This window comes from Arthrobacter sp. GCM10027362 (assembly GCF_042679445.1).
Lineage (GTDB): Bacteria > Actinomycetota > Actinomycetes > Actinomycetales > Micrococcaceae > Crystallibacter.
Genome location: NZ_JBHTML010000018.1, coordinates 18,559 through 35,609, shown reverse-complemented (window position 1 = coordinate 35,609; position 17,051 = coordinate 18,559). Strand labels below are relative to the sequence as shown.

19 protein-coding genes and 1 pseudogene are annotated in these 17,051 nt (G+C 69.3%); 3 read left to right on the top strand and 17 right to left on the bottom strand.

Features of this window, described 5'->3' with window-relative positions; translation table 11 throughout:
* The 9 genes from ACFQ36_RS05330 to ppk2 form a co-directional block, all read right to left on the bottom strand.
* The coding region (locus tag ACFQ36_RS05330; protein WP_377011361.1) for a FliO/MopB family protein at positions 1-355 on the bottom strand (355 nt) is incomplete at its 3' end.
* Positions 356-1,057 carry a flagellar motor switch protein FliN gene (fliN, locus tag ACFQ36_RS05325; protein ID WP_377011359.1) on the bottom strand — a complete coding sequence of 234 codons (702 nt, stop codon included), beginning with the start codon at positions 1,055-1,057 and terminating at the stop codon, positions 356-358.
* The gene (locus ACFQ36_RS05320; protein ID WP_377011357.1) at positions 1,054-1,932 is read right to left on the bottom strand and encodes a flagellar motor switch protein FliM; all 879 of its coding nucleotides are present in this window, start codon (positions 1,930-1,932) and stop codon (positions 1,054-1,056) included. Before ACFQ36_RS05320 ends, fliN begins: the two co-directional genes overlap by 4 nt.
* A 112-nt stretch (positions 1,933-2,044) precedes the next feature.
* Positions 2,045-2,944 carry a flagellar motor protein MotB gene (locus ACFQ36_RS05315; RefSeq protein WP_377011355.1) on the bottom strand — a complete coding sequence of 300 codons (900 nt, stop codon included), beginning with the start codon at positions 2,942-2,944 and terminating at the stop codon, positions 2,045-2,047.
* Complete coding sequence (locus ACFQ36_RS05310; protein ID WP_377011353.1) at positions 2,941-3,723, bottom strand: motility protein A; 783 nt, start codon at positions 3,721-3,723, stop codon at positions 2,941-2,943. The genes ACFQ36_RS05315 and ACFQ36_RS05310 overlap by 4 nt, the downstream gene beginning before the upstream one ends.
* Positions 3,723-4,037 carry a flagellar FlbD family protein gene (locus ACFQ36_RS05305; protein ID WP_377011351.1) on the bottom strand — a complete coding sequence of 105 codons (315 nt, stop codon included), beginning with the start codon at positions 4,035-4,037 and terminating at the stop codon, positions 3,723-3,725. Before ACFQ36_RS05305 ends, ACFQ36_RS05310 begins: the two co-directional genes overlap by 1 nt.
* Positions 4,038-4,120: 83 nt before the next feature.
* The gene (locus ACFQ36_RS05300; protein WP_377011349.1) at positions 4,121-4,561 is read right to left on the bottom strand and encodes a hypothetical protein; all 441 of its coding nucleotides are present in this window, start codon (positions 4,559-4,561) and stop codon (positions 4,121-4,123) included.
* The gene (locus ACFQ36_RS05295) at positions 4,558-5,886 is read right to left on the bottom strand and encodes a hypothetical protein (RefSeq protein WP_377011346.1); all 1,329 of its coding nucleotides are present in this window, start codon (positions 5,884-5,886) and stop codon (positions 4,558-4,560) included. The genes ACFQ36_RS05300 and ACFQ36_RS05295 overlap by 4 nt, the downstream gene beginning before the upstream one ends.
* Before the next feature lie 99 nt (positions 5,887-5,985).
* Positions 5,986-6,921 carry a polyphosphate kinase 2 gene (gene ppk2 / locus ACFQ36_RS05290; RefSeq protein WP_377011344.1) on the bottom strand — a complete coding sequence of 312 codons (936 nt, stop codon included), beginning with the start codon at positions 6,919-6,921 and terminating at the stop codon, positions 5,986-5,988.
* 314 nt (positions 6,922-7,235) lie between these two features.
* Between ppk2 and ACFQ36_RS05285 the strand changes: the two genes are divergently transcribed.
* Positions 7,236-8,660, top strand: a complete 1,425-nt coding sequence (locus ACFQ36_RS05285) for a hypothetical protein (protein WP_377011342.1) — start codon at positions 7,236-7,238, stop codon at positions 8,658-8,660.
* Between the two features lie 59 nt (positions 8,661-8,719).
* Here ACFQ36_RS05285 and ACFQ36_RS05280 read toward each other — a convergent pair.
* The 7 genes and pseudogenes from ACFQ36_RS05280 to ACFQ36_RS05250 form a co-directional block, all read right to left on the bottom strand.
* Positions 8,720-9,738, bottom strand: a pseudogene (locus ACFQ36_RS05280) (cation diffusion facilitator family transporter).
* Positions 9,735-10,121 (bottom strand): ArsR/SmtB family transcription factor, encoded by a 387-nt coding sequence (locus ACFQ36_RS05275; protein ID WP_377011340.1) that lies wholly within the window; start codon positions 10,119-10,121, stop codon positions 9,735-9,737. The pseudogene ACFQ36_RS05280 and the gene ACFQ36_RS05275 overlap by 4 nt, the downstream one beginning before the upstream one ends.
* A gap of 58 nt (positions 10,122-10,179) precedes the next feature.
* Complete coding sequence (locus ACFQ36_RS05270; protein ID WP_377011338.1) at positions 10,180-10,899, bottom strand: hypothetical protein; 720 nt, start codon at positions 10,897-10,899, stop codon at positions 10,180-10,182.
* Positions 10,900-11,107: 208 nt separating this feature from the next.
* Positions 11,108-11,392, bottom strand: a complete 285-nt coding sequence (locus ACFQ36_RS05265) for a DUF1540 domain-containing protein (RefSeq protein WP_377011363.1) — start codon at positions 11,390-11,392, stop codon at positions 11,108-11,110.
* A gap of 102 nt (positions 11,393-11,494) precedes the next feature.
* On the bottom strand, positions 11,495-12,343 hold the full coding sequence (locus ACFQ36_RS05260) for an ABC transporter ATP-binding protein (protein WP_377011336.1): 849 nt from the start codon (positions 12,341-12,343) through the stop codon (positions 11,495-11,497).
* Complete coding sequence (locus ACFQ36_RS05255) at positions 12,340-13,434, bottom strand: FecCD family ABC transporter permease (protein WP_377011334.1); 1,095 nt, start codon at positions 13,432-13,434, stop codon at positions 12,340-12,342. Before ACFQ36_RS05255 ends, ACFQ36_RS05260 begins: the two co-directional genes overlap by 4 nt.
* Entirely contained in the window at positions 13,431-14,492 is a 1,062-nt protein-coding gene (locus ACFQ36_RS05250) for a FecCD family ABC transporter permease (RefSeq protein ID WP_377011332.1), read from the bottom strand. The genes ACFQ36_RS05255 and ACFQ36_RS05250 overlap by 4 nt, the downstream gene beginning before the upstream one ends.
* A gap of 127 nt (positions 14,493-14,619) precedes the next feature.
* Between ACFQ36_RS05250 and ACFQ36_RS05245 the strand changes: the two genes are divergently transcribed.
* Together ACFQ36_RS05245 and ACFQ36_RS05240 are read left to right on the top strand one after the other, a co-directional pair.
* A complete protein-coding gene (locus ACFQ36_RS05245) occupies positions 14,620-15,621 on the top strand; it encodes an ABC transporter substrate-binding protein (RefSeq protein WP_377011330.1) in 1,002 nt (333 codons plus the stop codon).
* Between the two features lie 108 nt (positions 15,622-15,729).
* Entirely contained in the window at positions 15,730-16,776 is a 1,047-nt protein-coding gene (locus ACFQ36_RS05240; protein ID WP_377011328.1) for a siderophore-interacting protein, read from the top strand.
* On the opposite strand, the gene ACFQ36_RS05235 is transcribed toward ACFQ36_RS05240, so the two are convergent.
* Positions 16,748-16,849, bottom strand: coding sequence for a hypothetical protein (locus ACFQ36_RS05235; RefSeq protein ID WP_377011326.1), 102 nt, complete (start codon positions 16,847-16,849; stop codon positions 16,748-16,750). The two genes, ACFQ36_RS05240 and ACFQ36_RS05235, sit on opposite strands and share 29 nt — an antisense overlap.
* Positions 16,850-17,051 lie beyond the last annotated feature (202 nt).

Below are 17,051 nucleotides of genomic sequence, written 5' to 3'. Positions count from 1 at the left end.
GCCGCCCGGCCGGGACCGGATACAGCGCAGGCGCCGGCACCGCGTCCTGCGCGGCGCCGTCGTACCCGGCCTCGTCCAGCGAGCGTGCGAAGGCCGCCGCACCCTCCGGCGCGTTGGACGCGTGCAGCACGTTCACGGACTGTTCGGTCACCCCGAGCAGGAAGCGCTTGCCGTCCGTTTCGACGACGACGACAGCGGCCTTGGGGCTGATGTTCCGGCGTGAAAGCACTGTCAGCGGAACGTCGCCGGCGCTGCCGGCGGCACCACCGGAGAAGCGCCGCTGCAGCACCCAGAGCAGTCCAAGCACCACGGCCAGCGAGAGCAGGACCCGCAGCGCCAGGACAAAGGTGTCCACTTAGTTAAGCCCTTCGGCCACGTCAAGGATCTTGGTGATGCGCACCGCGTAGTCCTGGTCAACGACGACCACCTCGCCGTGGGCAATCAGCCGGCCGTTGAGCAGCACATCCGCGGGGGCCCCGGCGGAGCGGTCCAGTTCGATCACCGCGCCGGGCTCGAGGCCGAGCACGTCGCGTACCGACATCCGGGTGCGCCCGATCTCCACGGTCAGCGACATTTCCACATTGTTAATGCGGCCGAGCTTACCCACCACGTCGGCTCCGGAACCGAAGCGGCCGGCACGGTTATCCCGCACCCGGATCGCAAACCAGCCGGCGGCCTGCCCGTCGTCGCTGGTCAGCTTGAAGACGCCGGCGGCGGGATCGGCAAACAGCGCTGCGGCATTGTCCACCCGCGTCTCGCCCAGCACGCCCGTGCCCAGTACCGACGAGGCGGCTTCCAGGGCCGGACGCAGCAGGTCCGAGCTGGAGACCAGCTGCGAGCCGGTGCCGGCCGCCATGACCAATGCCGAGGTGTCTTCGAGCATTACGGCCAGGTCGGCCGAGGTCTCGCCGACGAAGGAGGCGGTCACGGCGCGGGTCACGCGCGCGGCCAGCGACGCGCCGTCGGGCCAGGCCAGCGCGTACAGCGGGCTGGTGCTGGGCAGCAGGCCCAGGAGCGCATCCGCCGCGGCGGCCGGCAGGGTCTGGGTGGGGTTCATCGGGTGTTCTCCTCGGTAGTGACAATGACGCCGGCCAGACGGGAACCGCTGGCGCCCACGGCCGCGTGGGACAGGGGTTGCCCGCCGATGGCAACATCCAGCGGGCGGTGCTGCGGATGCGGCAGCGGCAGCACGTCCCCGACGGCGAGCCCCAGAACCTCGCGGGGCGTGACCTGCATGGGGGTGAACTGCAGGGACACGTCCACCGGCAGCCGGGCCAGGTGGGCCTCGATCAGGCCGCGCGCATTGGTGGTGTTGCTCACCGGGAAGGCGTCCCGCAGCTGGGCCAGCAGCACCTCCGCGGGGAAGGCCACGGTGGCCGGGGCATTGCTCTCGCCCACCCGGATCTCGAACGAGGCCACGATCATCAGGTCGCTGGTGGCGGCGGCCTGGGCGAACTGGGAGTTGTAGTGGATCGAGTCCAGCCCGATCGGGGTGGTGAGCAGCGAGCCCAGCGAGTAACGCAGGTCCTCCAGCGCGTCTTCCATCAGGCGCTTGATCAGGGCCTGTTCCACCTGGGTGAACTTGCGCTCGGGAATGCGGCCATGGCCGGCGCCGCCGAGCATGTGCGTCACCCAGGTCAGGGCGGCGGAGGTGGGGAACTGGATGACGGCCTTGCCGCTGATATCCTCCAGCGCGCACAGCACCATGGCAGTGGTGGCCGGCAGCGAGGCGGCGTAGTCATCGTAGGTCTGCATCAGGACCTGCTCGGAGGTGACCTGGGAGATGACGCGCACCTTGGCGGTCAGCTGGGTGCCCCACTGGCGGGCAAAGGTCTCGAAAGCCAGCTCCAGCACGCGCGAGTGCTCGCGCGCCAGCGCCGTGGGCCGGCGGAAGTCGTATACCTCCACTGTCGGGGCAGGCTTCGCGGGCACGCTGGATTGCACATGATCCTGGACCGTCACAGCTGGCACTGTCGGCAGGGGGCGCGCCGATGTTAGCAGCGGTGCGGAAATTTCCTGCCGGGGTTCCCGCCGCCCCCGGGCGTCACTGGCCGCCCGGATCCTCTCCGGCAGGCTTGGCGCTGCCGGTTTCCGCCGGGGCCGCGGGCCTGGCCTGCCGGGACTGTTCGATCTTCCGCAGGACCGCCTCCGGGTCCTTGGCCACCTCCGGGATGAGGGCCCGCACCGTCTCCGGCTGTCCGGAGAGCACCACGATGTCCACCCGCCGGTTGGCCGCCAGGTCCGCCCTGGAGCCGGAGGTGTTCAGCGGCCGGGACTCGCCGAAGCCCACCGCGGAGATGCGCTGCATGGCCACCCCCGACTTCTCCACCAGACGGCGCAGCACATTCACGGCGCGGTCCGAGGACAGTTCCCAGTCCAGCGGCTTCGGGTCGAAGTCCCGCACCTGGGCCGTGTGGCCTTCCACTTTCAGCTCGTAGCGCACCGCTTCGAGCACCGGTCCCACCGTGTCCAGCACCCGCGCGGTCCGGGAGGTCAGGGAGGCATCATCGGGTTTGAAGAAGGACTCGCTGCCTACCAGCCTGACGGTCAGGCCCCGTTCGTCCAGCTCGAAGCGGACAGCGTCCTCCAGGCCCTCCCGGTGCAGCCTGCCGGCGATGGCCTCCCGCAGCCCGGTGAGGTCCTCCACCTCCCGGAGGGCGACCTCCAGGTCCGCGAAGCCTTCGCCTTCCTCATTGACCAGCTCGGGCGGGACCACCACGCCCTGGGCGGTGTCCACCTTCTCGCTCCGTACCGAGCCGAATCCGGTGGCCAGCGAGTTGGCCAGCTGCGCGAACTTGTTCGCATCCACCGTGGACATGGCGAACAGCACGATGAACATGCACATCAGGACGGTGACCATGTCCATGTAGGAGGCCATCCACCGCTCGTCCGGGTGCTCGTCCTCCTCGTGACGGCCGGAACGGCGGTGCCTGTTCCGGCTCATGCGGCCGCGGCGGTAGAATCGGCCCGCGGCAGGTCCTGGGCCGGAACCATGGCCCGCAGCCGCTCACCCAGCAGGCGCGGCTGGCTGCCGGACTGGACCGCCAGCATGCCCTCCATCAGCAGGGTCATCCGGTCCAGTTCCAGCTCCGAGATCCGGCGCAACCGGGCGGCCAGCGGCAGCCAGAGGAAATTCGCGGTCAGCAGGCCCCACAGCGTGGCCACGAAGGCGGCAGCAATCATCGGGCCCAGGTGGTCCGGCGTCGAGAGGTTCTCCAGCACGTGGGTCAGGGACACCACGGTGCCGATGATGCCCACGGTCGGCGCGTAGCCGCCCAGGCCCTGGAAGAATTTCGAGGCGGTGCGGTCGGCCTGCGCCTTCGTGGCGATTTCGTCTTCGAGGATCATCCGCAGCTCCTCGGCGTCGGTGCCGTCGGCGATGTTCTGCAGGGCGCGGCGCAGGAACGGGTCCTCCGTTTCCGACGCTTCCTGGTCCAGGGCCAGCAGGCCCTCGCCGCGAGCCTTCTCTGCCAGCGCGACGACCTTGTCGATGATTTCCTGGGGCGGAACGACTTTGCCCTTGATCGCCTTCGGAACCGCCTTGAAAGCCTGGAGGAAGTCCTTCAGCGTGCCGCCGGCCAGCCCGACGGCGATGGTGGCGCCGAAGACCAGGATCATCGGGGCCGGCAGCAGGATGGCCGTCACATGGGAACCCTCGAGGGTGAGCATGGCATACAGGGCCCCGAAAGCCAGGACTATTCCGATGATGGTGGCGAGATCCATTAGTTGTTCCTTGGGCGAAGCGGCACTGTCTTGCCGGCCGGGCCGGACCCGCCGTGCTGCTCCGCCGCCGGGGGGACGAGGCCGAGCTGCGGGTGGCCGTGCTGGTAGACGGCGGCGGGCATGTCGCGGGCGAGGTTCAGAATGTAGGCGCGGTACCCGGCGATCATCTCGATGACCTCTTCCATCGTCTCGGTGACGATGTACTTGGCGCCGTCCACCATGACCAGGGTGGTGTCCGGACTGGCATGGATGCGCTCGATCAGGTCAGGGTTGACCGCAAACCGGCTCTCGTTCAGCCGCGTGACAACGATCATTTTGCCCGTCCTGGTCCTGGTTCAGGGCTCCTCCAATGAGCCGCTGTCCCTTACTGTCGGCCGCCGCCAACAATCCGTAAGGATTAGGATCTGTCGGAAACCCCTGCTGTCTCCCCCGCCCCCTCCAGCCGGCGCAGCCGTTCGTGCAGGGCGAGCGCATACCGCCGCATATGCTCCTGGCGCTCGGCCAGGACCTGGAGTTCGCGGCGCAGGGCGGCGATGGTGCGGTCGCGCCGCCGGACTTCTTCGCTGAGCCGGGCGGCGGTGACGGGGTCGGCCTGGCCGGCCATCGAGGCGACCGCGGCGGGAAGCCGGTCCACGATGGCTTCCAGCAGGTCCGCATAGTGGTTCTGCGAACTGCCGTAGGAGTATCCGCCCACTTTCGCCATGCCCAGCCGGCTCGGGGCCCCGCCGCGGGCGCACACCAGGGTGCCGGCGATCAGCGCCTGGAGCGGGACCGGAAGGTTTCCGTCGGCGGTCAACGCGTCCCTGAGTCCGTCGGCAAGTTCCCGGTGGCTGTTCACTGGCCCTCCTCGATCCGTCCGAGAAAATCCTCGACGCCGTAGTGCCGGCACATCCTGCCGGCCTGCCGGACGTATCCGGCCGTGACCGCCGCGTCCACGTGGCCCAGCCCGGTGGCCGCCATCCTGACGGCGGCGCGGGCGTCCGGCCGGCACCGGGCCGCGGCCGGGTCCCGGCCCGGGATGCCCAGCATGTACAAGGCGGCCAGGTGGGTGGCATAGGTGTGCCGCAGGTCGTGGGTGTGCACGTGCGGGAACCAGGCGCCGCGTGCACGGGCGTGGGCTTCGGCCAGGCGCGAGGCGTCGCTGGTGAGTTCTTCCGCGGCCCGGTACGAGAGCGGGGCGCCGTTGCGGGCGGACAAAAACAGCATGGCGGGCTCGCCGCCGGGGGTAAGCAGCCGCTGGCGTTCGCCGGCCGTCATGGTGTCGAACCTGAGCCTGTTGCCGGCGGTGTCGAAGACCTCCCGGCAGCCGGGCACCGGCGGCTGTGCGATGCGGATCGGGTCCTCCGGCCGCCAGTCCCGAAGCAGCAGGGGCCGGGCCGCCTTGAGATAGCCGTAGACGGGCTCGAGGTGTTGGCGGAAGGCCAGCAGCCGGACCTCGCGGCGGCTCTTGCTGACGGCCCCCGGCAGGTACATCTCCACGAGGTCCCCCGGCAGTGCAGGGTCGGGCAGTTCGTATATGGTCAGGTGTGCCAGGGTGTCCGCCCGGGCTCCGCAGGCCAGGCCGAGCCCGATGAAGGCAGCATCGCGGGCGCCGGCCAGGTTCATCCCGCCGGGTCCCGGGCGCCGTGCCGCGGCGAGCAGTTCCGGGATCTGCGGCGGTTCCAGGGGGGTCCCGGCGGCGCAGTCCACGGGAACGCCGCGGCCCTCGCGCATGGAGGCGACCGGGCCGCGGAAGGTGGGAACGGTGTCGAGGGTGATCGGCAGGGCGATGCCGTGCGTATCGCGCAGCCATTCGTAGAACTGCTTGATCGCGGTGCGGTCCCGCTGCCAGGTCGCCCCGGCCACGCGGGTGGCGGCGTCCACCGTGCGGTGCCTGACGTAGTCCACGATGTGCCTGTTCAGCGCGCCCCGCAGCGTGGTGTTGCGCTCGAGCAGGAACGCGGCGAACCGCTGCAGGCTCTCCGCATGGGAGGCGGCCGTCCTGGTCCCGCCGGTGCGGGCATGGACTTCGGCGAGCCAGGCGGTGGCGTCGGGTTCGACCCGGCCGTCCACGCTGAGCACGGGCGAGAGGACAGGCGGGATGTCCAGCGGCGGGATCCCGATCCCCCGCTCCACGACGTCGGCGGCCCAGCTGCCGCCGTATTCGACCCGCACCCGTGGCATAAGTTCCCTTCGAGCAGGTGCTGCTGCGGAACCTTTGGGCACGAATGTAGCACCGGCCACGGACAATACCGGGCTCCGGCACGCTGTATGAGTTCCCGGTCAGTCCCCGACGGCGTCGCGGCCGCGGCGCACAATCAGCGGGTCCGGGGCATGGACCACCGAGGTGTCCTTGCCCTCGTAGTCGAACTGGTTGAGGAAAAAGCGCATGGCGTTGATCCGCGCCCGCTTCTTGTCGTTGGACTTGACGGTGGTCCACGGGGCGTGGTCGGTGTCGGTGCGCAGAAACGTCTGTTCCTTGGCCTCCGTGTAGTCCTCCCACCGGTCCAGGGAGGCCAGATCCATGGGCGAGAGCTTCCAGCGCCGCACCGGGTCGATCTGCCGGATCGCGAAGCGGGTACGCTGCTCGTGGCGGGTCACCGAGAACCAGAACTTGGTCAGGTGGATCCCGGCGTCCACCAGCATCTTCTCGAACAGCGGCGCCTGCTCCATGAAGGTCCGGTACTCCTGGTCCGTGCAGAAGCCCATGACCCGCTCGACGTTGGCCCGGTTGTACCAGGAGCGGTCGAACATCACGATCTCCCCGGCCGTAGGCAAATGGTAGATGTAGCGCTGGAAGTACCACTGGCCGTGTTCCCGGTCGGACGGTTTGGCCAGCGCCACGGCCCGGGCCGAGCGGGGATTCAGGTGTTCGGTGAAGCGCTTGATCGTCCCGCCCTTGCCGGCCGCGTCGCGGCCCTCGAAGACAATCACATGCCTGAGGCCGTGGTCCTGGCCCCAGTACTGGAATTTCAGCAGCTCGATCTGCAGCTTGTACTTCTCCTGCTCATAGTCCTCCCGGGACATGCGCTCGTCGTACGGGTAGTCCTCCCGCCACGTCTCCACGGCAGAGCCTCCGGGGTTGATGAGTTCCGGGTCCTCCCCCTGCCCGCCGCGCACCGTGTACCCCAGCTCCACCAGGTCGTCGATAAACTCCCGCAGGTTCTCCCGGACTATCCACTGGTCCTCCGGCACCCACGCCCTGCCCGCGTGGTTCATTCCGGGCCTCCTTCCGGACTGCTCAGGCCCCCGCCGGGAGTGTAGCAGGAGAGGCTGACAGCCCGGTGAACACCGGCGGCCGGGTGCGGCCATCCCGGATGAAACCGGCAGGAGCCATTGGTTGAAGCTTGAAGTTTTCAGCAGTACCCGGATAAACTCACGCGTAAATACCTGTTCCTTTGGTTAATCCTTTAAGATCCTTAAGGTTTGCCTGCTATGCCCGCCCGGCGGAGTGCGCCACCGGACGGATGGACCAATCCCGGACAGGGAGATCACCCGCAGCAGATCCGGCGGGAGAGCGAAAGGAACCGACGTTGCGTGGACCCTTGCCGGTGACGGCAGCCGTTGCCGAGCCCCCGGATGCGGCAATCCGCCGCCTGGCCGACGGCGTCGTGCATGTGCGCTGGGCCGCCGGTTTCCGCGTCGAGGAACTGCACGCCCGGAGCGTGCTGGCCCGGGCGCACGAACTAGGCGGGGGCAGCCTCCATCAGTGGCTGGTGGAGCTGTCGGCGATTGCTTCCGCCAGCCCCGCGGCGATGGCTGCGTTTGCACGCCGGTCTTCCATTTCCAGAATGGCCTTGGTCGGGTCATCGCCCGCGGACGGCACCTTGGCGAAGTTCTTCCATGCCGTCCACCGCCCGCCCTATCCCGTCAAATACTTCACCTCGCATGCCGACGCCCTGGCCTGGCTCAAGGAGTACTCCGGCGGCAGCCCCGGCACCGGGGCAGGGCAGCTGCCGCCGGCGGACATGCTGCGCGATTCCCCCGCGGAGTCCGTACCGGCCGGCCCCGTCCGGATCCCGGCAGCCGCACCCGGCCCGGCGGAGGCGGGAGCACGGCGATCCCATCCGCACCCTCCCGGGCGGGGAAGGCAAACGCGTCGGATGGGGTTTCGGAAGACGCTGACCGGAATGGTCGCGGCGGCATTGGGGCCGGCAGCTGCAGATGTTCCACGCACCGACGGAACCGTGCCCGGGAACCCGGATCCGGCGCCGCAGGAACGGCATGTGCCGGCGGAAACGCTCGCCCGGGTCGCCGCCGCCTACCGCGGCAGGACCCGGCTGAAGTCCTTCCCCCGGGCGCTGGCCGTCGCCGGCGCACTCGATTACGACGACCTTAGCGGTTTTACCGGGCTCCTAAGCCAGTGCCCGGCCGCCGAACGGGACCTGATCGCCACCCACCTGTACCGGCATTACCTGCACTCGCCGGGCAAGCTCGGCCTCTGGGTCAGGATGGCAGGCGACAACTACTTCCATGCCAAGGCCCAGGTGGCCAACACCGGCCTCCGGAAGGCCCGGCCCAGGCCCGGAAAGATCAGCAGCGCCCGGAAGACCGACAGGGACAGTGCGGGGTTCAACGTCCGCCAGGAGGCCCGCGACGCCATCAGCCTCATCAACGGCCTCGCCCAGTCCCCCTGGCCCGGACACATCGGCGTCGCGGCACAGCGCAACATCATCAGCCTCGGCGCCTCCCTGGCCAGGCTGCTCATCGCCGAGGGCGACCGCCACGGGCTGGCCGGCAGCTACCGTGAATACACCGACCTGTACGACGTGCGCTACAGCATCGTCGAGCACGGCACCGGACTCATCGACCTCGTCCTGAAGCACCCCCAGGCAGTCGGCCTGCTCTGCGAATACATCGACAGCGGGAAATACGACAGCCCGGAAGAACTCCGCCGGGCCGTGCTCGGCAGCTCCCTGGTCCTCCGGCAGCAGCCGTCCCCCGGCGCCCGGCACTGACACGAAGGAGCGCGGAGATCTGGGCGGCGGCAAAGATCCCCGTCCTCTTCGGGGCGGCATCAGCGAACCCCTGCATCCGGGACCGGGACCAGCAGGACCTCGGCGGTGCCGGGCACATCCTTCCCGACGGCGGCGGCGACCTCCGCCTGAAGGCCGTGCAGTTCCCGCACGGTGCCGGTGCCGTCGAGGGGCAGGTGACCAGGACGCGGAGCCGGTGTCCGGACCAGCGCATCCTCACCGTGGAGCCGGCCGGAACCAGGGGCGCAATGGCCTGCTCGGCCCGGGCGAGCAGGTCCGGGTCGACCCCGTCCATCAGGCGCCGGCCGATGTCGCGGGCGGTGCCCCAGAGCAGCACCGCGATGGCAATGGAAATCAGCAGCCCCACGATCGGGTCGGCCAGGGGGAAGCCAAGCCAGATGCCGGCGGCGCCGGCAACCACGGCCAGGGAGGTGAAGCCGTCGGTGCGGGCATGTATGCCGTCGGCCACCAGCGCGGCCGAACCGATGCGCCGGCCGACCCGGATCCGGTAGGCGGCCACCAGCTCGTTGCCGGCAAACCCGATCAGGCCCGCGGCAAATACCCAGCCCAGGTTTTCCACCGGCTGGGGTTCGAAGAACCGGCGGACCGATTCGACCGCGGCCACCACGGCCGACAGCGCGATCATGGCCACGATAAAGAGCCCGGCCAGGTCCTCGGCCCGGCCGAAACCGAAGGTGTACCGGCGGGTCGCCGCCCGTCGGCCGAGCAGGAAGGCAATCCATAGCGGCACCGCCGTGAGCGCGTCGGAGAAGTTATGGACGGTGTCTGCCAGCAGGGCAACGGAACCGCTGACGGCGAAGACCAGCAGCTGGGCCAGCGCGGTGGCCCCGAGGCCGGCCAGGGAGATCTTGACGGCCCGGATGCCCTGGGCGCTTGCTTCCATGGCCGCGTCGATGGAGTCCGCCGCATCGTGCGTGTGCGGGACGAACAGCCCGTGCAGGAAGCCCCGGAACCCCGACGGGTGGCCATGAGCATGTTCGTGCCCGTGGTCATGGCCGTGCCGGTGGCCGGCGTGCTCCTGGAGCGGTTTCCGGCTCATGCGTCCACCTGCCCGGCCGGATCCTGGCCCGTCATCCGGACCCGGTGGTGAGCCGGCACGCCGCCGAGTGAATGCTCGGCCTGGAACACTGCGTCGGTGACCAGCCGGCGCGCATGCTCGTTCTCCAGCCGGTAGTACACCCTGGTCCCTTCCTGTCGGGTGGCAACAATCCGCCCCAGCCGCAGCTTGGCCAGGTGCTGGGATACGGCCGTCGGGGACTTTCCCACGACCTCGGCCAGCTCATTGACCGGCAGTTCGGTATCGCGCAGGGCCAGGATGATCCGCACGCGGGTGGCATCGGCCAGCATCGAGAACACCTCGACGGCCAGCTCAACGCACTGGCTGTCCACGCTTAGCGTGCATGCCTTCTTATCTTCATGCATGTGAAGATTATGGCAGGTTTGAGGCTGGACAGGCCGCCGGGTCCGCGGACCGTGCCGCCTAGGCGGCGGACGGGGCCGCCTCGGCTTCACGGCCGGCCCTGCGCCACATCAGGAACGCCATGATGAAGGACCACAGGTACATCAGGACCGAGGCGATGCCCCGGGGAACCGACTCGAACAAGCCGATGTAAGGCACCATCAGGCCGTGGACGATCCAGGCTGCGCCGGAGGCGGCCGCCAGCCACCCCGTCCACCGGGGATAGGCGGAGCCCGCGGCGATGGCCAGCCCGAAGAGGATCAGGGTCAGCCCGAGCAGGATGCTGAAGTAGCTCTGCAGCGAATACTCGGTCCAGCGCAGCGTTTCGGCGGCGGCAAAGGCGGCGTCCTGCCGGTCGGCGGGGGCGGCCGTCCAGGTGTCCACGGCCCATTTGAGCGCCACGCCGTCCACGGCCTGCAGCATCGTGAGGGCCGCCGCGGTCACCACCACGGCGGCCAGGCCCAGGCGCGCCGGCAGCGTTGCCCTGCCCGGCCTCGCCGTCAGGGAGTAATACAGGGCGACCAGGCCGGCGAAAAACAGCAGGCCCGCGACCCACTGGCCGAAATGCACGGCAACCCAGCCCTCGTGTTCGGCGTACTCGCGGAAAACGGCGGGGTTGTCCATGGGATCTTCCCGGGATGGATGCAACATCGTTGACACCACCAGCAGGATGACCCCCAGGGGCAGCGCCACCGCGCCGATCCTGGCGGAGACTGCTTCACCCCCCGTCTGCACGGTCATTCCGTCCTCCTTTGCGCAGGGGCGGGCAACACCGCGCCCGGGCAATACCCGCCTTCCGCCCCGGAGCCCTTCAAGCTCCCGATCAGGAATGGGCAGGAAACCCGGGACCGTTCCAAGGTCCCCTCACCACCCACCCGAGCGCCTCCTGCACCTGCGGCTCGGCCGCGAAGGAGACGATGAACCGGCGGGGAACCCCGGCACGGCGGTCCTACCCGTGCGCGTAGGTGAGGCAGTCGGCGTTGTCGGCTCCGGGGCCGACATGGATCTCCGGCGCCTGGCACATCAGGTGGTCGTTGTGGACGCATTCGGCACGCTGGCACGCCCCGATGCTGGCCAAGACCTTGGGCAAGCCGCCGTGGGCACTGGTATCGATGAAGGTGGCGCAGGCCGCATGGTTTTCACCGCCGGCCACGGTGATGGCGGGGGCATGGCATTCCGTATGGTCATTGAAGGAGCAGTTCGTTACGGTACAGTCGCCGACGTGCGAGGTCACGGTCATGGCAGTTCCTCCAAACCCGGGCCGCCCCGGTTGGGCGGGCCTCCCTGATCCACGGTAGGCCCGTCCGGGAGAATCAAAAAGGCAGAATTCCGTACCCTAATTGCGGGCGGCAGCGACCGCGGCGCCCGGGGCGGGGGAAGAGCCTGCCGGGCCCGAGCTGCCCAGCGGGATGACATGCGGGCGGCCGGCGACGGGCTCGGGTACGACGTGGGCGGACAGGCCGAAGATGTCCTGCAGCCGTTCGGCGGTAATGACCTCGGCCGGATGTCCCCGGGCGATGATCCGGCCGCCTTTCATGGCGACAATGTGGTCGCTGTAGCGTGCGGCCAGCGAGATGTCGTGCAGGACCATGACCACGGTGCGGGCGTGGTCCCTGTTCAGGCGGCGGATGAGTTCGAGGAGTTCGACCTGGTGCGCCAGGTCCAGGTAGGTGGTGGGCTCGTCGAGCAGCAGGATTTCGGTCTCCTGGGCCAGGATCATGGAGATCCAGGCCCGCTGGCGCTGGCCGCCGGAAAGCTCCTCGACGGGTGTGTCGGCGAGGTCGAGCATGCCGGTTGCCTCCAGCGCGTCCCGGACGACGGACTGGTCCGCGGATGAGAACTGCTGGTACCACTTTTGCCGCGGGTGGCGGCCCCGGGAGACCAGGTCGGCGACGCTGAGGCCCGGGGGCGCGGCGGGTGTTTGCGGCAACAAACTTATCTGGGTGGCGATATAGCGGGTGGAGAGCCGGGGAAGCGGTTTGCCGTCGAGCGTGACCTGGCCGGAGCGCGGTGCCAGGAGCCTGCCCAGGCCGCGCAGCAGGGTTGATTTCCCACATCCGTTAGGGCCGATCACTGCGGTGACCTGGGCCCTGGGAACCGTCAGCGACAGGTCGCGGATGATGTCCCGGCCGTCATAGCCGAGGGTGAGGGATTCGGCGCGGAGCCGTCCCGGAGCCGGGTTCATGTAAGCCTCCGTTGGTAGCGCAGTATCAGGTAGATCAGGTAAGGCGCGCCGACGACGGCGGTGGCCACCCCGACCGGCAGCGGCACGTGCAGGGCATTGGCCGAGAAGGCGTCCGCCAGCAGCACGAAGACCGCCCCGGTCAGGCCGGAGACGGCGACCGGAGGTACCGCCGAGCCGGTGAGCATGCGGGCGATCTGGGGGCTGGCCAGTGCCACGAATACCAGCGGCCCGGCCACGACGGTTCCCACGGAGGCGAGCAGGACGGCCAGCGACAGGGCGGTCACGCGTACCGCGCCGGCCCGGACGCCCAGGCCGACGGCGGTGTCCTCGCCCAGGCCGGCCAGCAGCAGCGACCGGCCGCACAGCACCGCGCCGCCCAGCAGGATGGCGGCTGCCGCGGCCATGGGCCCGACCAGGGGCCAGTCCTTGCCGTTGAGCGATCCGGCCATCCACGTCAGCGCCTGGGCCGCATTGGTGACATCACCCAGGGTCAGCAGCCAGGTGGTGACGCTGGCCGCGAAGCCGTTGATGCCCAGCCCCACCAGGACCAGCCGGTAGCTGTCGAGGCCGCCCCGGTAGGCCAGCAGGTAGACCGCGACACCGCTGAGCACCCCGGCGGCGAAGGCGGCCAGGGGCATGCCCAGGGCGGCGGCCAGACCGCTCAGGCCGGCCCCTCCGCCGCCGGCGACCACCAGCACCGACACTGCTCCCAACGATGCGCCCGCGGTAACACCAAGTACGTCCGGGCTGGCCAGAGGGTTCCTGGCAACTGCCTGGGTGATCGCCCCGGCCGCGGCCAGACAGGCCCCGGCAACCACGGCGGCCACCGTCCGCGGGGCGCGGAACTCCGTCACCGCCAGATGGACCTTGGGCTGCGAGGCATCGCCGAAGAGCGCGGCCAGCACCTGGTGGTAGGGCAGCTGCGTGCCGCCGTGCGCCAGGTGCACAGCGGCTGCCGCGACCAGCAGCAGCGCCAGGGCTGCGCCGACAGACAGGGTCCGCGGATAGAACCGCACCGATACCGGCCCCGCCCGCAGGGCCCGGACCGAACGGAACCGCCGCTGCTCCCGGACGCCTGCGATTGCACTCATACGGCCACCAGCCGGCGCCGGCGGGCCAGATGGACAAAGAACGGTGCCCCGATGATGGCCAGGACCACCCCGACGGAGAGCTCCCCCGGCCGGGCAATGACCCGTCCGGCCGTGTCGGCGAAGAGCATCAGCGCCGCCCCCGCGACCGCGGCGGCAGGGATCAGCCGGCGGTAGTCCGCCCCGGCCAGGGCGCGGGCGATATGCGGGACGAGCAGTCCGGCGAAGGCGACCGGCCCGGCCATGGTCACGGCGGAACCGGCCAGCAGGGTAATGGCAGCGATGCCCGTACTGCGGGCCCGCAGCACCGAAATCCCCAGCGACCTGGCATTGTCCTCGCCCAGGGCCAGGGCATTGAGCGCGGCGATGTTCACCGCAGCGAACACCAGCCCGGCCAGCAGGAACGGCCACAGCGCCGGCAGGGCATCGGTACGCCCGGCCAGCGAGCCGACCTGCCAGAAGCGCAGGGTATCCAGGGCGGCCTCATTCAACAGCACAATCGCGGTGACCAGGCCGCCGCATAGCGCGCTCACCGCTGCCCCGGCCAGAACCAGGGTCACCGGGCTGGAACCGCGCCGCGATGCGGAACCGATCAGGAACACCAGCACGCTGGCCAGCAGGGCCCCGCCGAAGGCCAGGACCGCCTGGACCACGGGCGGCAACTGCCCGACCATGGCCGTGGCCGCGACAATGGCCAGTGCCGCGCCCTGGTTGATGCCAAGCAGGCCCGGATCGGCCACCGCATTACGGGTATGGCCCTGTGCAAGGACGCCTGCAACCCCCAGGCAGACCCCAACGGCAATGCCGGTAACCGTCCGTGGCCACCTGAGCTCGCGGATCGTAGTGTCCATGGCCGTTCCGGCGGGCGTGACCACCGCATGCCAGGCCTCCGCCAGTGATGACGGCTGGCTGCCCACGCAAATGCTCACCACCACGGCCATGCCGAGCAGCACCGCCAGGACAGCCGGCCTCCGCAGACCTGCCCGCGCGCGGCCGGCAGGAACCGTGTCTTCCGGACCGGGGCCATCCCCGGTGCCGCTCGGTACATGCAGTGTCTTCATCCCGCTTCTTCTATTACGTCAGGTTTGTGGTTCGTATTTCCGGACAGCTGCTACAGTCTACGACGGATCCAAGCCAAGCCTTACCTAAGTAACCAACTTCGCCACGCACCAGACGAAAGCAGCCCGCATGAAAACACTCGCCCTGAAAAAACTCCGGACCGCCGTCGCCGCTGCCGCCCTGCTGGCCGCTACCGCCTGCAGCGCTCCGGCTCCGGCTGCCGGAGACGCCGAAAGCCCCGGCGCCGGGGGTGCCGAATACCCTCTGACCGTGGACCACGCCATGGGTTCCACCGAGCTTGCCGCCCAGCCCGAGCGCGTGGTGGTGCTGGATTCGAGCTACATTGATGCCGCGCTGCTGCTGGGGGCGGACATTGTCGGCTACGCGCACCACGACCCGGCGCATCCGTTCGGGTCCTATCTGGGCGATGTCAGCGAGAAAACCCGCGACGCGGTCAGTGTCGGCACGCTGGCGGAGCCCGACTTGGAAAAAATCCTGGAACTGGACCCGGATCTGATCGTTTCGGCGAAAATGCGCCACGAGGCGCTCTACCCGCAACTGTCCAAGATCGCCCCCACGGTCTTCTCGGAAAGCACCGGGGCCACTTGGAAGGAAAACGTCGTCTTCCTCGGCGAGGCGCTGGGCAAAAAGGAGACGGCCGAAGACCTGGTCGCCGGCTATGAAGCCCGGGCCCGGGCCGTGGGGCAGGAAATCCTGGCCAAGGAACCGGGCATCACGTATTCACTGGTCCGTTTCTTCGCCGGGGACACCGCGCGCCTTTACTCCTCCAACTCCTTCATCGGCCACATCATGACCGACATGGGCCTCCCCCGGCCGGAAAACCAGCCGGACACCACCGAGGAAGTCTTCGTCCCGCTCTCGCCTGAACAGATCCTCACCGCAGACGCGGGGCTGATCATGGTCAGCGCCTACGCCCCGGAAGGGCCGGAAGGAGATCCGGCCAGGGCCCAGCAGGACAGTTTCCAGTCCAACCCGCTGTGGAAGCGCCTCACCGGCGACATCCTTGAGGTTGACGACACCACCTTCCTGACCTCGGTCAGCATCCAGGGCGCCCACGCGGTAATCACCGAACTGGCCAACCACTTCGGCGTGGACCCGCAGCTTCCCTAACCTGCGGAGCGGGGCCCTGGCCCTGCCCGGAACCATGAACCGCGAAGGCGGCGGCTGTGGAGAACACCATCCGCGGACGCCGTCTTCGCCCCGACCGCTGGAGGACCTGTGACCGCCGCCCCCGATCCACGTGCACAGGGCCAGCCGGACCCGGGCACTGCCGCCGCTTCCGTGCAGGTGTTCGACGTGGTTGTCCGCCGGGTTCAGGATCTGGGACCCCATTTCCGCCGCATCACCTTCTCGGGTCCGGCCCTGGCACGGCTGGGTGTTCCCGAGCCCTGCCTGGATCTGAGGATCAAGATCATCCTGCCGACCCCCGGGCACCGGCTGTCGCTGCCGGGTGAACCCGGCAGCAGGCTCGCGCAGGGCTGGTACCGGCAGTGGCTGCGTCTGGAACAGCCGGGACGCGGCGCCATCCGCAGCTATACGGTCCGCCGGATCCGTCCGGGACCGGCCGGCCCGGAGCTGGACGTGGACTTCGTCCTGCACCATGCGGACGGGGGCAGCGGACCTGGCTCCACTTGGGCACGGGCTGCCACCCCGGGTACCGGCGCGGTCTTCATTGGCCCCACCGAGGAAGCCGCCGAAGGTGCGGACGCCCCCGGGAACTGTGGGATTACCTGGTACCCGGGGGCCGCCCGCCGGGTAATGCTGGCCGGCGATGAAACGGCGGTGCCGGCGATCAGTGCCATCCTTGAGGCGCTGCCGGACGGTTTCACCGGCCACGCACTCCTGGAGGTGCCCCACCCCGGGGACTTCCAGCACATCAGTACCCGGTCCGCCGTGCGCATACGGTGGCTGGCACGCAGTGACGCCGGGGCGCGCAGGCACGGCGAACTGCTGCAAGCGGCTCTCCGCACCGCCGTATCCGGTTCGTTGGAATCCGCGCCGGAAGCAACCCATGCGGACCAACTGCTTCCCCCGGCACCGGGGCTGTCCAGGACAAAAGCCCGTGCCGTGTGCACCGGCCGGAACCATGCTGCCGGCATGCCGGAATATGCGTGGCTGGCGGGCGAGGCAGGAATGGTCATGGAGATGCGCCGGTACCTGCTGCAGGACACTGGCATGGATCGCCGGCAGGTGACGTTCAGGGGATACTGGAGCCTGGGCAGGGCAGGTTCGGGGGTTAATGGGATTCCGGTCCGGCACCAATGATCCCGGCGACCTTATCTGTCTTAACCTGGTACCGCTCCAGTACCCAGTCGATCGCCGAGCGGGAGCCGAGCATATAGCGGTGCGCATCCTCGGGGATGCTACGGAACCGCTCGGTACTCGGTCAGGGTTTCGTCCGTGATGTTGTCGACCTGTTGAACGGACGTCGATCCCCCTGCCGCTGCGAACAGATCGTGACCATCAGCCGGCATGCCAGGTGTAGCGCGGAAGAAGCTGGCCGGTGTCCAACAAATGGAAGTATGGTCCGCGGCCTTCCC